12 protein-coding genes and 1 pseudogene are annotated in these 17,732 nt (G+C 71.4%); 7 read left to right on the top strand and 6 right to left on the bottom strand.

The window, feature by feature from the left end; all coding sequences use genetic code 11:
- The first annotated feature begins 36 nt into the window (after window positions 1-36).
- On the top strand, window positions 37-615 hold the full coding sequence (locus AC5RUW_RS15135; protein ID WP_494161445.1) for a TetR/AcrR family transcriptional regulator: 579 nt from the start codon (window positions 37-39) through the stop codon (window positions 613-615).
- A gap of 82 nt (window positions 616-697) precedes the next feature.
- On the opposite strand, the gene AC5RUW_RS15130 is transcribed toward AC5RUW_RS15135, so the two are convergent.
- Genes AC5RUW_RS15130 through AC5RUW_RS15120 form a run of 3 tightly spaced genes read right to left on the bottom strand, consistent with a single transcriptional unit; the run spans window position 698 to window position 7,887 of the window.
- Complete coding sequence (locus AC5RUW_RS15130) at window positions 698-4,117, bottom strand: ATP-dependent helicase (protein WP_494161444.1); 3,420 nt, start codon at window positions 4,115-4,117, stop codon at window positions 698-700.
- Window positions 4,114-7,407 (bottom strand): ATP-dependent helicase, encoded by a 3,294-nt coding sequence (locus tag AC5RUW_RS15125; RefSeq protein ID WP_494161443.1) that lies wholly within the window; start codon window positions 7,405-7,407, stop codon window positions 4,114-4,116. Before AC5RUW_RS15125 ends, AC5RUW_RS15130 begins: the two co-directional genes overlap by 4 nt.
- A 12-nt stretch (window positions 7,408-7,419) precedes the next feature.
- Complete coding sequence (locus AC5RUW_RS15120; protein WP_494161442.1) at window positions 7,420-7,887, bottom strand: MGMT family protein; 468 nt, start codon at window positions 7,885-7,887, stop codon at window positions 7,420-7,422.
- Between the two features lie 62 nt (window positions 7,888-7,949).
- Between AC5RUW_RS15120 and AC5RUW_RS15115 the strand changes: the two genes are divergently transcribed.
- The 6 genes and pseudogenes from AC5RUW_RS15115 (at window position 7,950) to AC5RUW_RS15090 (ending at window position 14,430) form a co-directional block, all read left to right on the top strand.
- On the top strand, window positions 7,950-8,651 hold the full coding sequence (locus tag AC5RUW_RS15115) for a 3'-5' exonuclease (RefSeq protein ID WP_494161441.1): 702 nt from the start codon (window positions 7,950-7,952) through the stop codon (window positions 8,649-8,651).
- A gap of 260 nt (window positions 8,652-8,911) precedes the next feature.
- The gene (locus AC5RUW_RS15110) at window positions 8,912-10,327 is read left to right on the top strand and encodes a hemolysin family protein (RefSeq protein WP_494161440.1); all 1,416 of its coding nucleotides are present in this window, start codon (window positions 8,912-8,914) and stop codon (window positions 10,325-10,327) included.
- Window positions 10,324-11,370, top strand: a complete 1,047-nt coding sequence (locus tag AC5RUW_RS15105) for a hemolysin family protein (RefSeq protein ID WP_494161439.1) — start codon at window positions 10,324-10,326, stop codon at window positions 11,368-11,370. Before AC5RUW_RS15110 ends, AC5RUW_RS15105 begins: the two co-directional genes overlap by 4 nt.
- Window positions 11,371-11,684: 314 nt before the next feature.
- Window positions 11,685-12,665, top strand: a complete 981-nt coding sequence (locus AC5RUW_RS15100; RefSeq protein WP_494161438.1) for a methionine ABC transporter ATP-binding protein — start codon at window positions 11,685-11,687, stop codon at window positions 12,663-12,665.
- A pseudogene (locus AC5RUW_RS15095) lies at window positions 12,662-13,339 on the top strand (methionine ABC transporter permease); the annotation flags it as partial. The gene AC5RUW_RS15100 and the pseudogene AC5RUW_RS15095, both read left to right, overlap by 4 nt.
- Before the next feature lie 251 nt (window positions 13,340-13,590).
- Entirely contained in the window at window positions 13,591-14,430 is an 840-nt protein-coding gene (locus AC5RUW_RS15090) for a MetQ/NlpA family ABC transporter substrate-binding protein (RefSeq protein WP_494161437.1), read from the top strand.
- A gap of 84 nt (window positions 14,431-14,514) precedes the next feature.
- On the opposite strand, the gene hemL is transcribed toward AC5RUW_RS15090, so the two are convergent.
- Genes hemL through AC5RUW_RS15075 form a run of 3 tightly spaced genes read right to left on the bottom strand, consistent with a single transcriptional unit; the run spans window position 14,515 to window position 17,720 of the window.
- A complete protein-coding gene (hemL, locus tag AC5RUW_RS15085; protein WP_494161436.1) occupies window positions 14,515-15,822 on the bottom strand; it encodes a glutamate-1-semialdehyde 2,1-aminomutase in 1,308 nt (435 codons plus the stop codon).
- Window positions 15,823-16,806: a porphobilinogen synthase gene (gene hemB, locus AC5RUW_RS15080; RefSeq protein WP_494161435.1), complete on the bottom strand. Its 984-nt coding sequence runs from the start codon at window positions 16,804-16,806 to the stop codon at window positions 15,823-15,825.
- On the bottom strand, window positions 16,803-17,720 hold the full coding sequence (locus AC5RUW_RS15075) for a uroporphyrinogen-III synthase (RefSeq protein ID WP_494161434.1): 918 nt from the start codon (window positions 17,718-17,720) through the stop codon (window positions 16,803-16,805). Before AC5RUW_RS15075 ends, hemB begins: the two co-directional genes overlap by 4 nt.
- Between the last annotated feature and the right edge of the window lie 12 nt (window positions 17,721-17,732).

Here is a 17,732-nt window from a genome sequence, read left to right as displayed (position 1 = left end):
CGGAGCAGTGGGCGCGCAAGCGGCCCGGGGCGGCCCGTGCGGCTGTCCAAATCGGAGACCACCAAGGCCGCCATTCGGGCAGCCGCCGCCGCACTGTTCGGCGACCGCGGCTTTGCCCGGACCGGCGTGCGGGAGATTGCCGCGGCCGCAGGGGTGGACCCTGCATTGGTGAACCACCATTTCGGTTCCAAGGAAGCGCTCTTCCTGGAGGCGCTGAGCCCCTCGGAGGACAGCTTCAGGCTGTTGGAAGGGCCGGTTGAGGACCTGGGCTACCGGGTGGTCCGGGCGCTGCTCGAGAACGGCGGAGCCGGCCGCCGGGTGTTTTCGGCGCTGATCCGGGCGTCGGACAGCCCGGTGGTGCGGGCCCGGCTGGAGCAGGACATGAATGTGCAGTTCGTCGAACCCGTCCGCGGACGGCTGTCGGCCGGCGACGCCGACCTGCGGGCGCGGATTTTCGCATCTCAGCTCCAGGGACTGATGACCACACTGTGGATCATCCAGGACTCGGCCACCCTCGCCACGCCCCCGGAGCAGCTGGTCCTCCGCTACGGGCGGGCGCTCCAGGAGACCCTGACCGGCGGCGGAACGGCTGAGAGCCGGGCCGCCGGCAGCTGATCTCCTCGAGCCCGATTCCCGGCAGGGACACGTTCCCCCTGCCCCTGCCTGCTTCTGCCCCTGCCCCCTGCCCTGTTGAGGATCAGCCTGCGGCGGCGTCCAGGATGATGCGCTCGAGTTCCGCCTCTCCAAGCAGGTTGTGCGGACGGATCAGCTTATCGGCGGCCACAAAGTAGAACGCGGCCCGCACATCCTTCAGCGGCACCCCCTGCAGCCTGGACCAGGCCAGCCGGTAGACGGCCAGCTGGACCGCCCGGACCTCCAGCGCCCTGCCCGAGGGCGGCGCCCCGGTTTTCCAGTCGATCAGGTCCCAGGTGCCGTCGGCATCGCGGAAGACCGCATCGATCCGCCCGCGGACGACCACTGACTGCACCCGGGTTTCCACCGGGACCTCCACAAAGGCAGGTTCCCGCTGCGCCCAGGGCGAAGCCTGGAAGGTCTCGACCATCTGGTCCAGGTCGTAGGCCTCGTCCACGTACGCGTCGGCGGCGCCCGGATGCTCATCAATGTCGAGCATTCCCGCCCGGCCGAAGAACTCCTCGACCCAGGCGTGGAAGGCGGTGCCCTTACGGGCTGCGATGCCCGGCTCCCGGGGCACCGGCCGGCGCAGCTGCCGGGTCACGGCCTCCGGATCCTCGCGCAGGTCGACCAGCATGGAGGCCGAGATATGTTCGGGCAGCTGCACGGACACCACCGACTCCGGCGGCCGATGGCGGGCCAGGACAAGTTCGACCTCACGGCTCCAGCGGCCCGCTTCCGTGCCGGCCGCTCCGGACTCCGCCGGCGCCGCCTGCTCCTGTGCTGCGGCAAGGACGGCGGCGGCGGCCTGCTCCATCGGCGCCCGGCGCCCGCCCAGCGGGTCGATGGGCCAGACGGCGGTCTCGGGCCGGGTAGCGGCCGGGTTCGCGTCGCCTTCCTCTCCCACGGGAGTCCAGGACAGGACCCGGTAGCCGTCCTCGCCGTCAGCGGCCAGACCGTGCAGGGCCTCCAGGTAGTCGGACGGTCCGGTCGGTTTGGACCGTCCGCCGCCCCAGGCGCTGGCGGTGCAGATGAGCAGGTGCCGGGCGCGGGTGAAGGCAACGTACGCCAGCCGCCGTTCCTCCCGCTCGGCGTGCCCGCGCGCGTCGTCGGCGAACAGCTTTTCGCACTCCAGCCAGGTCTTCTGGTCCTCCTGCTCCCAGTCCCACTGGGGCAGGTCGGGGGCGTCGCCGCGCAGGTGCCACGGGATCGCCGCGTGCCCCGAGCTCCAGCGGGAGTCCTTGTCGCTGGGGAACTGGCCCTGGTTCAGGCCCGGCACGGCCACCACGTCCCACTCCAGGCCCTTGGAGGCATGCACGGTGAGCAGCTGGACGGTTTCCCGACTGGCTTCGAGCTGCGTGACCGGAAGGCCGTTTTCCTCTTCGTTGGCCGCCTCCAGCCAGGCGAGGAACGCCACCAGGTCCACCCGGTCCGCGGACGCGCTGAAGTTCGCGGCGGCGTCGGCAAACGCGTCGAGGTTCCGCCGGGCTTCATGGACGTTCACGCCGGGCTTGGCGGCCACTTCAATGTCGAGCAGGATCCGCCGTTCGACCTCGCCGATCAGCGTGGTGAGGTCCTCCCCCACGAAGGTGCGCAGGGCCCGCAGCTCGTCCCGGAGACGGGCCAGGCGCCGCAGCCCCTCCTCGGAGACCGAGCGGCCGGCGTTGGAGACCCACTCGGCCCGGGGCAGGGAGTCCACGGCCTCGACCAGGCTGCCGGCCTCGGCCATGTCCGCCTCCAGCACGTCCGCTTCGCCCGGCTCGTCGGGAACGTGGACGTCGGCGGCCTCACGGATGGTGGCGGCGCGTTCGCGCACCCGCACCAGGTGGCGTGACCAGTCGGCCAGGGCCATCAGGTCCGCCGGCCCGATCCGCCAGCGCGACCCGGCCAGGATACGCAGCATGGAGTCTGAGCGGCCGGGGTCGCCCAGCACGCGCAGCACCGCCAGCAGTTCGACCACCTCGGGGGTCGAGAGCAGCCCGCCCAGTCCCACCACCTGCACGGGCACGCCGCGTGCCTCAAGTTCCTTCTGGAAGGCGGTGAACTGGCGCCGGCTGCGGCAGAGCACGGCCACGGTCGGCATCTCTCCGGCGTCGAAACGGCCGCGGGTGCGCACCTGCGCGATCATGTCCGCGACCTCCTCGGCTTCGCCGGCAATCCGCGGGGCATCGGGGCCCTCGCCGTCGGCAAAGCTGCTCTCGCTGAGGTACCGGGCCAGCAATACTTCGCCCACCCCGGCACGCTCGTTCTTCGCCAGCGGGGGCACCGGCGGCAGCCGCTGCACGCGCAGCCACGGGGCCTTGGCGTTCAGCGGGGCAGCCACCGCATTGGCGGCGGCGAGGATGGAGGTGTCGTTACGCCAGGCCGTCGTCAGGGTAGCCACCGGAGCCAGCGACCGGTCGCCGTCGGGCGCCACCACCGGGAACTTTTCACGGAACGTGCCCAGCTGGCCGGCGGACGCGCCGCGGAACCCGTAGATGGACTGGTGCGGGTCGCCGACGGCGGTCACCGCCCGGCCGTCGCCGAAGAGCTGGGAGAAGAGCACCATCTGGGCATGCGAGGTGTCCTGGAACTCGTCCAGCAGCACCACCCGGTACTTGGCGCGCTCCATCTGCACGGCTTCCGGAATGCTGCCGGCGATCCGCGCGGCGAGCTCCACCAGGTCGCCGAAGTCCAGCTGCCGGCGGTCCGCCTTGGCCTGCTGGTAGGCCTCCACCAGTTCGGTGACGGTGATGCGGGTACGCAGCCGGTCCAGCATCTTCTTCACGGCCGCGGTGGGCGCCTTGGTCTTGCCGGACTGGTACGGCAGCGCCGACGCGCAGGAGAGGTGCTCCTGCAGCTGGGCGCGTACCTCCGCCGGGGAGACCAGGTGCTCGGAGCACTCCGAGGCCATCTGCAGTACGGCGCTGACCAGGGTGGACTTGGCCGCGATGAAGTGTTCGTACTCGCCCGCATAGGCCTCCACGACCTGGCTGGCCAGCTGCCATGACTGGGCGCCGCCGAGCATCACCGAGTCCCGCTCGACGCCGATGCGCAGCCCGTAATCGCCCACGATGCCGTTGGCGTAGGAGTGATAGGTGGAGACGGTCGGCTCCATCCGCGCCTCGGCGTCGGCAGACCCCGGGTCGATGCCGGCCTCGGCGTCCTGGTACCGGTACAGCAGCGCCAGCCGCTGTCGGATGCGGGTGGCCAGCTCCCCCGCCGCCTTGCGGGTAAAGGTCACGCCGAGGATCTGCTCGGGTTCGACCAGCCCGTTGGCTACCAGCCAGACCACGCGGTCCGCCATCGTCTTGGTCTTGCCGGACCCGGCGCCGGCGATGACCAGCAGCGGCTCCAGCGGCGCCTCGATCACCCGTACCTGTTCCGGGGTGGGATACAGGACCTTCTCCCCCGGGTCGGCCAGCAGCTCGGCCAGGCGGTGGGCGGAGTAGCGGATGCCTTCCCCGGTGCCGGAGCCGGCGACGTCGGCCAAGGAGACGCTCATTCGGTGACCTGCTTTCCTTCGGGGCAGAGCGGGCAGATTTCGGGCAGCCGGCAGCCGTGGCCGCCGTAGCCGCCACCGGCCTCGTGCCGGGTTTCGAACTCGGCGGCGGACATCAGGCCGGCAGCCTGCTCGATCATTTCCCGCGCCCAGCCGGCGTCGGGCGCCAGGGCCGGCTGCTCCTGCACGGCGACCTTGACGGCATCGGTGCCCAGCTGGACCAGGGCGGCGCCGCCGGGAGTCCCTGGTGCTCCGCCGGCGTCGTCGAGGGCACCTTCGCGGACGGCTTCCTGGTAGGCGGCGAGCTGGGGATGCTGCTCGAGGTCCTTCTTAGAAGGGGCGGTTTTGCCGGTCTTGAGGTCCACGATGTAGAGCCGGCCCTGGCTGTCGCGTTCGAGCCGGTCGATCTGCCCGCGCAGCAGGGCGGTCCGCTCGACGCCGTCCAGCAGCACCGGCAGGGCAACTTCGAAGTCCTTTTCGACGTCGACGAGGGAGCGGCCCTCCTGCCGCATCGAGATGACGTAGGTCGCCAGCTTCCGGACCATCCGTTCGGCTCGCTCCAGGTCCTTGCGGCCCTCCCAGTTGTCCTTCATGCCCAGCGAGGGCCAGCGGCGCTGCAGCTCCGCTGCGTACTCGCTGCCCGTGGCGTCGGGCATCTCCTGGGCCAGCTGGTGGACGAGCGTGCCCAGCGAGCGGGCGAAATCGGTCGCGGCCTCGCCGCCGGCGGCGGAGACGAACCAGCTCAGGGGGGACTTCAGCACCGCGTCCACCTTGGAGGGCGAGACCGGAATGACCGCCTCCGGCGGAATGACGGGGGCACGGGTGGACAGGTCGGCCAGCCCCCACCAGGAGTCCGGATGGGCCCCGGGGACCGGCCAGGGATGGTTCACCATGGTGCCAAGGTGGCTGAGTGCCTCGGCGGCGGCGCCGGGATCGGCATCCGGCTGCTGGGCCGCGGCGCGCAGCTCGGCGACCAGCGAGCGCAGCGTCAGCGGGCGGACCACCTCGGTCCGGGGCCGTTTCTTCGCCTGCGGCGGCAGCGGATCGACGAGGTCCAGGAACTGGGAGGGCTGCTCGTCCTCCGACTCCACCGCAGTGCAGATCAGCTCCTCGCCGGCACGGGAAATGGCGGTGGAGAAGCTGCGCAGCTCATCGTGCCGGATGGCGTGCATCAGGGACACCGGGCTGCGGTGCCTGCGGAAGTCGTCGCCGTGCTCGACGGCGGAGACCAGGTCCCCGCTGCCCAGCAGCTCGCCGCGCAGCCGCAGGTTGGGCCAGACCCCCTCCTGGATCCCGGCCACGATCACCACCGGCCACTGGCGCCCGGCGGCGCTGGCCGGTGTCAGCAGCTCGACGGCCTCGCGCCGCTGCGCCCTCGCGGCCAGCGTATCCATCGGCAGCTCGGAGCTGGTCAGGTAATCGAGGAACTGCGCGGGCGTGGAGCCGGGCAGCTGGTCGACGTACCGTTCGGCGGTCTGGAACAGGGCCATCATCGCGTCCAGGTCACGGTCGGCGCGCGACCCGTTGGCGCCGCCTTCCAAGGCCAGCTCCGCCCACCGCCGGGACAGGCCCGAGGTGGACCAGAGGGCCCAGAGCACGGTTTCGGCGGTGGCGCCGGGTTGTTCGGCGGCGCGCCGCCCGGCCTGCAGCATGGCTCCGATCCGCTGGGCGGAGCGGGCCTCCCAGGTCAGCCCGGCCAGGGCGAGGCCGCTGTCGGAGCCGGGCTCGAGCAGGGCCTCCACCAGCAGCGCGTCGCTGGCACGCCCGCCGCCGGCACGCCGCTCCTCGCGGCGCAGGGACTGGCGCAGCCGGCGCAGCTCCAGCGGGCTCGCTCCGCCGATCCGGCTGGTCAGCAGCGAGACGGCGGCCTCGGGCGTCAGGGCCTCGGGATCCAGGACGACGGCGAAGGCTTCCAGCAGGGGCCGCACGGCGGCTTCGTCGCGCACCGCCTTCTCGGCCACGGGGATGGTGGCTTCGATGCCCTGCGAGGCGAGGTAGCGCTGCAGCCGGGACAGCTGCCCGCCGGTGCGCACGATCACGGCGATGTCCGCCAGGGACCGGCCGTCCAGCAGCTGCGCCTGCAGGATGCGCTGGGCGATGTACCGCTGTTCGTGCATGGGCGAGTCCACGACATGCGCCGCGGCGCGGACTCGCCCGGCTGCGGACCGTTCCGGCTCCCCCGCTCCGTCAGTGCCCGCCGCCGCTCCCTCCGCTTCGGGAGCAGCGGTGTCATCCAGCAGCCGGTAGGAGGGCAGCTTGCCAGCGACGGCGATACGCGCGGCCGTGCGCTGCCAGGCCTTGGCCACCGTGCCTTTGAGCCGGTGCGAGGTGTGCAGCACCAGGGTCTGCGGGTCGGTGCCCAGGGTGTGGGAGAGCCGGCCGACCAGGTCGGGCCGGGCGCCGCGGAAGCCCTGCACCACGGTATCGGGGCAGGCGGTCAGCACGGCGTCGGAGGCAGCGCCGCCGCCTCCCCCCACCAGCTCGGCCAGCAGGGCGTGGATCGCAGGGTTGGCCTCCTGCAGATCATCGACCAGGATCAGCCGCAGCCGGGCCCGTTCGGCGGCCAGGAACTCCGGGTCCTGCTGCAGGATGTGCAGGGCGCTGGTGATGATGCCGGCCGGGTCGAAGGCCTCGGGCATGCGGATATCGAGCACGTCGCGGTATTCGGCATAAAGCGCCGCGGCGGCCGTCCAGTCCGGCCGCCCGTGGCGCTGTCCGTGCCCGGCCAGTTCCTCCGGGCTCATGCCGAGTTCGATCACCCGGTCGAAAAGCTGCCGGATCTCCTGCCGGAAGCCGCGGGTCGGCAGGGCCAGTTCCAGCGATTCGGGCCAGGGCAGCTGCGGTACGCCGTGCTGCCCGTGCCCCTCCAGCAGCTCCTTGATGATGACGTCCTGCTCGGCGCCGGACAGCAGGCGGGGCGGGCGCTGGATATGCGGCAGGCGTCCCTCGGCCTTGGCCCGGCGGATGAGGTCGAAGGCGTAGGAGGCCCAGGTGCGGGCCGGGGAGGTGCTCAGGGTCCCCTGCAGACGTGCGGAGAGCGCGTCGCGGAGGGCGGCCGCGGCGAGCCTGGACGGCGCCAGCAGCAGGACACCCGCCGGGTCCAGGCCGTCCCGCCCGATCCGGCGCACCGCGGTTTCCACGAGCACCGTGGACTTGCCCGTGCCGGGCGCGCCGAGGACCAGCACCGGGCCGCTGCCGGTGGGCAGCTCCGTCACGGCCGCCTGGTCGGGGCTCAGCTGCACGTCGACGGCGCGGGCGGTGTCCGGGGGAACCAGCCGAAGTTCAACGCTCATGCGGATACTCCATCACGGGGTACTGACATTTCCTTCATCACCGCGGGCCGCAGGCGCACTGCCGACGTCGGCCGTTCCGGTCTCCGGGTTCGGCCGGGACCCTGCCGCGCCGCCGCCGTCGCCGTTGGCGGCCTGCCGGGCGAGCCGGGCGATCCGGTCCCACGCCGCGTCGTCCGGTTGCCAGCGGGCGGCGGCCATCCGCACGCGGCAGTCCGCGGCGTCGTCCCCGCCGGGGTGCAGCGGCGTGTCCTCGGCGAGGTAGTGCTCCCTCGCCCTTTCTTCATGGCAGCGGGGCGGCTGTCCGGAGGCGCGGAGCACCCGCCACCACGGCACGGAGGACCCGTACCGTGACATCACGGCGCCGATCTGGCGGGGGCCGCCGACGCCGAGCAGGTCCGCGAGGTCTCCGTAGGCGAGGACCCGTCCCGGCGGTATCAGGCGGGCCAGGGCCAGCACCGCCTCCACGTACTCCGTCCGCATGCTTCCAGCCTAGCCGCGCCGGAATCACGGATTGTCGGTGCGGGCCGGTAGCTTGGGGAATCATGAACACCAGCTGGCACACCCTTCCCCGAGCCGCCTTCGATCTGGAAACGACCGGGCGGGATCCGCAGACCGCGCGGATCGTCACCGCGTCGGTGGTCCTGGTCAATGCCCGGAACGAAGTGCTGCAGCAGCACGAATGGCTGGCCGCCCCGGACGTGGAGATTCCCGCCGAGGCCACCGCCATCCACGGGATCAGCACCGAGTTCGCCCGGGCCGAGGGGCAGGCACCCGGAGCCGTGGCGGCAGAACTGGCCGCTGTGCTCTCCGGGCTGTTCGAGGCCGGAATCCCCGTCCTGGCGTTCAACGCCTGCTATGACTTCACCGTGCTGGACCGCGAATGCGTCCGGCACGGGCTGCAGGCGCCCGAGCCCATGCCGGTGATCGACCCCTACGTCATGGACAAGCAGGCGGACCGCTACCGCCGCGGCAAGCGCACGCTGACCGCGTTGTGCGCACATTACGGGGTGGAGCTGGAACACGCGCACACTTCCGCTGCTGACGTCATGGCGACCCTGGGGGTCGCCGCCGTGCTCGCTGAGCGGTTCGAGGAACTGCGCCTGCCGGCCCCGGAGCTGCACCGCGCGCAGGTGGCCTGGTGCGCCGGGCAGGCGGAAAGCTTCCAGGAGTACCTGCGCCGCCGGGATCCGGAGGCCGTAGTGGACGGCAGCTGGCCGCTGCGTTCCGCCCCGCAGCCTGCCTGAACCGCTCCGGCCTGCCGCAGCAGAGCTACCCGAAAAAACCTGAAAAAAACCTGAAAGCGACGTTCAGCAAGCCTCGGTATGCTCCCAACTGCCGGTATTACCGACCTTTTTGGAGAGTGCAGAACCTCAATGGGCCGATCGACCAAGACAACCGGGTCGTCAAGCGACCCGGGCCATAGTCCCAGTTTTCCCGACCCCCCGACCCCGCTCCGAGCCGCCCGGCCCGGACGCCCCCTGAACCGGAAGGGGGTGCGGGCCTGATGCTCGAAGCGGTCCTGCTCCTCCTTCTCGGCATCCTTGTCATCCTGGCCATCATCGCCGCCAACGGTTATTTCGTGGCCCAGGAGTTCGCGTACATGTCCGTGGACCGCGCGCGCCTGGCCGCCCGCGCCGAGGCGGGCGACACCGCGGCGCAGCGGGCGCTGAAAGTCACCCGCCGCACCTCGTTCATGCTTTCCGGCGCCCAGCTGGGCATCACCGTCACCGGCCTGCTGGTCGGATACGTGGCCGAGCCGCTCGTGGGCCAGTCCCTCGGCGTGCTCCTCGGCGGCGTGGGCGTTCCCGCTGCGGTGGGTATTTCCGTGGGCACCGTCCTGGCGCTGGTGCTGGCCACGGTCATCCAGATGATCTTCGGCGAGCTCTATCCGAAGAACCTGGCCATCGCCAACCCGGAGCCGCTCGCCGTCGGGCTCGCCCGCTCCACCACCATCTACCTGACCGTGTTCGGGTGGCTGATCACCGTCTTCGACCACGCCGCGAACGCCCTGCTCCGGCTGTTCCGGATTGAGCCGGTACACGACGTCGATACCACGGCCAACGCCAAGGACCTGGAGCGCATCGTGGCCGACTCCCGTGAAAGCGGAGACCTGCCCGAGGAACTGTCCGTGCTCATCGACCGGGTGCTGGACTTTCCGCAGCGGGACGTGGAGCACGCGATGATTCCGCGCAGCCGGGTGGGGACGGTTACGCCGTCGACCACCATCGGCGAGGTCCGGGCCCTGATGGCCGCCGCGCATACCCGCTACCCGGTGGTGTCCCCCACCGAGGAGCCGCTGGGCGTCGTCCAGCTGGCGGACCTGCTCGAAAGCGGGGAGCCCGACGATGCCCCGGTCTCCGCCATCATGCGTCCGCCGCTGGTGGTCCCCGATGTGATGACCCTGCCCGACGCCCTGGCGAGGCTGGTCCGGTCCCGAAACCAGCTGGCCTGCGTCATCGATGAGTACGGCGGGTTCGCCGGCGTCCTCACCCTGGAGGACCTGGCTGAGGAACTGGTCGGCGAGCTGACCGATGAGCACGACGACGTCCCCCCTCCCACGATCGAGGCCGAGGGCCCCCGGTCGTGGCGCATGGGTGGGGAGGTCCACGTCGACGAGGTGGAGCGGGAAATCGCCCACGCCCTGCCGACGGGTGACTACGAGACGATTTCCGGCCTGGTGATCACCGCGCATGGATCGCTGCCGGCCGCCGGCGACACCGTGGTGGTGCCGCTGCCCGACGATCCCCGCGAACTTGCACTGGATCACCAGATCAGCCGCTCGCTGCATATCGAGGTCCTGGAACTGGCCCGTCACGTTCCGAGCGAGCTGCGGGTGCGGCTGATCGAGGACGATCCGGCGGAGTCGGACGGATCGACGGAGCGCAGCAGCCTTGAGAAGGCACCGGAGGAGACCCGATGAGCAACCCGTGGATCGTCACTGCCGTCACGACGGCGCTGATCGCGCTCAGCGCCTTCTTCGTCATCATTGAGTTCGCCCTGCTCGGCGCCCGCAGCCACCGGCTCGAAGCCGAGGCCTCCACCAAGCGCTCGGCCCGGGCCGCGCTGAAGGGCGTCAACGAGCTGACCCTGATGCTCGCCGGGGCGCAGCTGGGCATCACCGCCTGCACCTTCGCCCTCGGCGCCGTGACCAAGCCGGCGGTGGACGCCTGGCTCGGCCCGGTATTCCTCGCCTGGGGGCTGCCGGAGCAGGTGGCCGGCGGGGCCGCCTTTGGGCTGTCGCTGCTGTTCGTCACCTTCCTGCACCTGGTCGTCGGCGAAATGGCGCCGAAGTCCTGGGCCATCGCCTTCCCGGAGACTTCGGCCAAGCTCATCGGAGTGCCCTCGCGGGTGTTCATCTGGCTGGTGCGGCCGCTGCTGAGCTGGGTCAACGCGATCGCCAACCGCCTGGTTGCGGCCAGCGGCGTCACGCCGGTGGAACGGGCCGCCGTCGGCGGGCAGGACGCCGACACGATCCGCCACCTGGTGGAGCACTCCGCTTCTGTGGGCGCCCTGGATGCGTCGTACCGGCGCCAGCTCTCCGGCGTGCTGGAGCTGGAAAAACTCACCGTCAGGTCGCTGATCCCGGAAGGCTCCGTGCCCACCGCGGTACCCGGGGAGGCCACCGTCGCGGACGTGCAGGACGCCGCACGGGCCTCGCGCCACATGCGGATCCTCGTCAGCGACAGTGCCGGCGGTGCACCCGGGGTGGTCCACGTGCGCGACACCCTCCTGGAGCCGGCGGACCGCCCGGTCCGTGACATCTGCCGCCCCGCGTTCATCCTGGAGGCCGATACCCCGGTCTACGAGGCACTGGCCCGGATCCGCACCGCCAGCGAGCAGCTGGCCGCCGTCCTGGACGAGGGCAGGTTCATCGGCGTCATCACCCTGGCGGACGTGCTGCGCCGCGTCCTGCCGTCGGACTCCGAGGCGGGCCTCGGTTCGCCCGCTCCGGCCGGTTCCTGACGCACCGGCGGGCCAGGCAGCTCCGCCGGGCACTGGCGGCACGGGAGGACGTTCCTCCCGTGCCGCCAGTGCCTTTTCCACGCCCGCCGCGTTACACCACAGGATCCCTCCATACAAGCCTGTTACGCCGGATTCCGCTGGTCCGGGCGGTGCGTGCGATACTGAACCGAGTGTTCGGCGCTGATGGCGCCCCAGGCGCGCGCGAGTCCGCGCGTCTCGTGTCACGCGATTGGCAGACACCCTCTGAACGGCCGGCGCCGCGCGCCTTTTCGGCCGCATTAGTGCTGCGGCAACACGTAGACCCTGAGGACCCCATGATCACAGTTACAGACCTGCGCAAGGTCTACCGGCAAGGCGCCCGCGACGTCGTCGCCCTGGACGGCGTCAGCCTGTCGGTGCCCAAGGGCTCCATCCACGGCATCATCGGCCATTCCGGGGCCGGCAAGTCCACCCTGGTGCGCTGCCTCACCCTGCTGGACCGGCCGACGTCGGGCTCCGTGTCCATCGACGGTCGGGACCTGACCGCCGTCCGAGAGGCCGAGGTCCGCACCGCGCGGCGGCGCATCGGCATGGTTTTCCAGCACGCCAACCTGATGGATTCCCGCACCACCGCGGCCAACGTGGCCCACCCGCTGGAGCTCGCCGGCTGGAAAAAGGCGCAGATCCAGGCCCGGGTCGCCGAACTGCTGCGCCTGGTGGGCCTGGAGGACTTCGCCGGCGCGTACTCGGCCCAGCTATCCGGCGGCCAGCGCCAGCGCGTGGGCATAGCCCGTGCCCTTGCGGCGGACCCCGACGTGCTGCTCTGCGACGAACCCACCTCGGCCCTGGATCCCCGGACCACCGATGACATCCTGGACCTGATTTCGGACCTGACCCGCCGGCTGCAGCTGACCGTCCTGATCATCACCCACGAGATGAACGTGGTGAAGCGGATCTGCGATTCGGTATCACTGCTGGAGGGCGGCCGCGTCGTTGAGCACGGCGCACTGCACGAAGTCGCAGCCAACCCCGGCGGCACCCTGGCCAAGGCGCTGGTGCCGCTGCCGCCCACTCCGGTGGACGGCGGCGGACCGGTCCTGGAGCTGCTGCTGGCCGGAGACAGCGCCGGCGAACCGGTGCTCTCCGGCCTGACCCGCCGCTTCGACACCGATGTGAACGTCCTCGCCGGGAGCATCGAGACCCTGGCCGGACGGAGGTTCGGGCGGATGCGGATCCAGCTGGACGGACATACCGACATTGACACCGTCGTCGACTACCTGGGCAGCCAGGGCGTGGCCGTGGAGGTGGCCGCATGAGCTTCTTCGAGGAACTGGCCGCCAACCGCGGCGTCACCGAAGCCCTGCCGACAGCCGTCCTGGAGACGCTGCAGATGGTCGGCCTGTCCGGGCTCGCCACGCTGCTCATCGGCCTGCCGCTGGGCGTCTTCCTGCACACCAGCGCGCCGGGCGGGCTGCGGCCGCTGCGTATCACCAACCGGATCGTGTCCGACATCATCGTGAACATCACCCGGTCGGTGCCGTTCGCCATCCTCATGGTGACGCTGATTCCGCTGGCCCGGTTCATCACCGGCACCTCCATCGGCCCGGTGGCGGCGTCGGTGTCCCTGAGCATCGCCACCATTCCGTTCTTCGCGCGGCTGGTGGAAACCTCGCTGCGCGATGTCGCCGGCGGCAAGATCGACGCCGCGCTGGTCATGGGTTCCACCAAGATGCAGGTGGTCCGCAAGGTCCTGCTCCCCGAGGCCATGCCCGGCCTGGTCGCCGCACTGACCACCACGCTGGTGACCCTGGTCGGCTACTCCGCGATGGCCGGCATCATCGGCGGCGGCGGACTGGGCCGGCTGGCCTACAACTACGGCGTGCAGCGCTTCGACAGCACCGTGATGATCGTGACCATCGTCGTCATCGTCGCCATCGTGCAGATCATCCAGCTCCTCGGCGACTTCGCCGCCCGCCGCGTGGACCATCGGTCCGCCGCCGGCAGCCGGCGACGGCGCCGCCCCCTGACCGCTCCGGCCGAGCCGGCCTCCGTCGTCGTCCCCACCGCGGACGCCGCTGAGGGCAGCGCCCGGCGGGACAACGCCCGGGTCTGACCAAGATTTCCGGCCCGCCGCCGGAGGCCCGCGGCCTCCGGCGGCGGGCCGGCCTGCAGCCAGTAGCCGCTAGCTGCACATCATCCGCGTCCCGTCCGGACCCGGATCGCCTGAAAGGAACGCATCCGATGCGTAAGACATTCACCTTCGCCGCTGCTGCGGCGGCCACGGCTTTGGCGCTGACGGCTTGCGGAGGCTCTTCGGCCTCCTCCAGCGCCGTGGAAAGCCTGGATCCTGCCAACCCGGCGACGCTGACCGTGGGCGCCAGCCCCCAGCCGCACGCCCGCATCCTGGAGTTCGTGGACGAGAACCTGGCGGCCGACGCCGGCCTCGACCTGGAGATCAAGGAGTTCGACGACTACACGACGCCGAACATCGCCCTCGAGGACGGCTCCATCGATGCCAACTACTTCCAGCACCTGCCCTACCTGGAGGCGCAGATGCAGGACCAGGGCTACACGTTCGAACACGGTGAGGGCGTGCACATCGAGCCCTACGCCGCCTTCTCGGACAAGCACGACGACATTTCCAAGATCGGCGACGGCGCCCGCGTGGCGATCACCAACGATCCCTCCAACCAGGCCCGCGCGCTGATGCTCCTCGAGGAGGCAGGCCTGCTGCAGGACGTCTCCGACGACGCGTCGGTGCTGGACCTGACCGACGAGCAGAACCCGAAGAACCTGGAGTTCGTGGAGAACCAGGCCGAGCTGCTGGTCAATGACCTTTCGGACCCGACGGTGGACCTGGCCATCATCAACGGCAACTACATCCTGCAGGCCGGCCTCAAGACTGAGGACGCGCTGATGGTGGAGTCGGTCGACGGGAACCCCTACGCCAACTTCCTGGTCTGGAACGAGGGCGGGGCGGATGCCCGCGTGGAGAAGCTCGAGGAGCTGCTGCACTCCGACGAGGTCCGCACCTTCATCCAGGAGCAGTGGCCCAACGGTGACGTGAGCCCGGCCTTCTAGGAGGCCACGACGCACGGCAGGGCCAGCCTGGCAAAAGAGCCCGCCTTCCCCGAGGGGAAGGCGGGCTCTTTCCTGCTTTGCCGGCTAGGGCTGGGCCGCCGCGGCGGCCTTCGCGGCCGCGGGCAGGGCCGCGTAGATGCGTTCCATCGCGGCGTCGTCGTGCGCTGCGGAGAGGAACCAGGCCTCGAAGACCGACGGCGGCAGGTAGACGCCGGCGTCGAGCATGGCGTGGAAGAACGGCTTGTAGCGGAAGGCCTCCTGGGCCTGGGCCTGCTCGTAGTTGTGCACGCCCGTGGCGGAGGTGCCGAAGGCGATGCTGAACAGGTTCCCGGCGCGCTGGATGGTGTGGTCCACGCCCGCCTTGTCCAGTTCAGCCGACACCGCGGCCGACAGTTCCGCGGAGCGGACGTCGACGTGCGCGTACACCTCATCGGTGGCGGCGGTCAGGGTGGCGACGCCGGCGGCCATGGCGATCGGGTTTCCGGACAGGGTGCCGGCCTGGTAGACGGGGCCGAGCGGAGCCAGGTAGTCCATGACCTCGGCCCGGCCCCCCAGGGCCGCGACCGGCATGCCGCCGCCGATGACCTTGCCGAAGGTGAACAGGTCCGGCGTCCAGCCCTCGTGCGCGCCGGTGAGGCCCCAGTGACCGGCAGGGCCGGTGCGGAAGCCGGTGAGGACCTCGTCAAGGATCAGCAGTGCGCCGTGCGCGGTGGTGATCCTCGACAGCGCGGCGTTGAAGCCCTCGGCCGGAGCCACCACGCCCATGTTGGCCGGCGCGGCCTCGGTGATGACGGCGGCGATCCGCTCGCCGTGCTCGGCGAACGCGGCCTCGACGGCGGCGACGTCGTTGTACGGCAGCACCAGCGTCTCGGCCGCGGCCGCCTCGGTGACGCCGGCCGATCCGGGCAGCGCGAGGGTGGCCAGGCCGGAACCGGCGGAGGCCAGCAGGGCGTCGAGGTGGCCGTGGTAGCAGCCTGCGAACTTGATGATCAGGTTGCGGCCGGTGAAGCCGCGGGCCAGGCGGACCGCGGTCATGGTCGCCTCGGTGCCGGTGGAGACCATGCGCAGGCGCTCGACGCCGGGCACCCGGTCCATCACGAGCCGGGCCAGCTGCGCCTCGGCCGGGGTGGACGCGCCGAAGGACAGGCCGCGGTCCACCGCCTCGTGCACGGCGGCCAGCACGGCCGGGTGCGAGTGGCCCAGCAGCGCTGGACCCCAGGAGCAGACCAGGTCCACATACTCACGGCCGTCGGCATCGGTGATGTACGGGCCCTGCGCGGAGACCATGAAGCGCGGGGTCCCGCCGACCGAGCCGAAGGCGCGGACCGGGGAGTTCACGCCGCCGGGCATCAGGGCCCGGGCCGACTCGAACAGTTCTTCGGAGGTGCTCATTTACTTGCTTTCCTTCAGCCAGGTTGCCAGCTCAGTGGCCCAGTAGGTCAGAATCATGTTCGCGCCGGCGCGCTTGATGCCCAGCACCGACTCCTCGATGGCGCGGCGGCGGTCGATCCAGCCGTTCGCGGCGGCGGCCTCGATCATCGCGTACTCGCCGGAGATCTGGTAGGCGCCCACCGGCACCGGGGACATCGCGGCGACGTCGGACAGGACGTCCAGGTAGCTCATGGCCGGCTTGACCATGACCATGTCGGCGCCCTCCTCGAGGTCCAGCTCGACCTCCAGGATCGCCTCGCGGCGGTTCGCGGCGTCCATCTGGTAGGTGCGCCGGTCGCCCTTGAGCTGGGAGTCGACGGCCTCGCGGAACGGGCCGTAGAACGCGGAGGCGTACTTGGCCGCGTAGGCGAACAGCGAGACATCCTGGAAGCCGGCCTCGTCCAGGGCCTGGCGGATGACGGCGATCTGCCCGTCCATCATGCCGGACGGGCCGAGCACGTGCGCGCCGGCCCGGGCCTGCTCGACGGCCATCCGGCCGTAGATCTCCAGGGTGGTGTCGTTGTCGACGACGCCGTTGTCGTCCAGCACGCCGCAGTGCCCGTGGTCGGTGAACTCGTCCAGGCAGACGTCGCTCATCACCACGAGGTCGTCGCCGACCTCCTCGCGGACGGCGGCGATGCCGCGGTTAAGGATGCCGTTCGGGTCGGTGCCGGCGCTGCCGACGGCGTCGCGTTCGGCGGGAATGCCGAAGAGCATGATGCCGCCCACGCCCAGTTCGGCGGCCTCGGCCGCGGCCCGCTTCAGGGAGTCCATGGTGTGCTGGACGACGCCGGGCATCGAGGTGAGCGGGTTGGGCTCGGCGAGGCCCTCACGGACAAACGCGGGCAGGATCAGCTCGGCCGGGTCCAGCCGGTACTCTGCGGTCAGCCGGCGCATGGCGGGGGTGGTGCGCAGCCGGCGGGGACGGTGCTGGGGGAAGCTCATGAAAGCGGTTTCTGCCTTCCGGTATCGGGGGAACTGGTGGATGGTGCGGGTGGCGCGTCCTTGGACATAGCGGCGGAGAGGGCCTCGGCTATTCCCGCGGGAGTCGGTTCCGCCGCCACGGCGTCGGCGGGCCGGCCCAGGGCGGCGAGCTCGCCGGCCGTGCTGTCTCCGATGGCCGCCAGCAGCAGGTCCGGGGGCAGCGGGGCGCAGCGGGCCAGGAAGCGGCGGGCGGTGCTGGGCGAGCTGAGCACGACGGCGCGGGCACGTCCGTCGGCGGGTTCGGCCGCCAGCTGCTCCGGGGCGTCCAGCGGTGCGGGCGGGGCAGCGGCGGATTCCTCCAGGGCCTCCTCCCCCGCCGGCCAGTCCACGGTGTCATACGCGCTGACCCGGTCCACGGTGCAGCCTCGGGCCAGCAGGCCCTCATACAGGGCCGGGCGGGCGATCGAGGACTGTGGCAGCAGCACCGCGGCGCCGTCTGCGGGCCATTCCGCCAGCAGCCCGACGGCGGACTGCAGGCGGGGCACCAGATGCACCGCCACGCCGCGGGCAGCCAGCGCGGCGCGGGTCCCCTCGCCGACGGCGGCCACGCGGGCCGCTCCGACAACGGCGGGCAGGCCTGCGCCGCGGACGGCCGGAACGCGCTCCAGGGCCAGCACGGTGGTGACGCTGGTGAAGACGACCCAGGCGTATCCGCCGCGCGCCAGGCGGTCGACGGCGGCGTGGAGGGCCGCGCGGTCCGCCACCGGCCGGAACCCGATCAGCGGCATCAGCCGCACCTCGGCGCCGGCGGCCTCGAGGGCGGTGACGGCTGCAGCGGCCCGGTCGGGGCTCCGGCCCAGCCAGACCCGGAGCCCGGCCAGCGGCAGGGCTCCGGGTCCGGAGCCGGAGCCGGTGCGGGGATCCGGTCCGGGCATGTCAGCGCCTCC

This window comes from Arthrobacter sp. Y3222053 (genome assembly GCF_059092805.1).
This window is presented reverse-complemented; position numbering and strand designations above follow the sequence as displayed.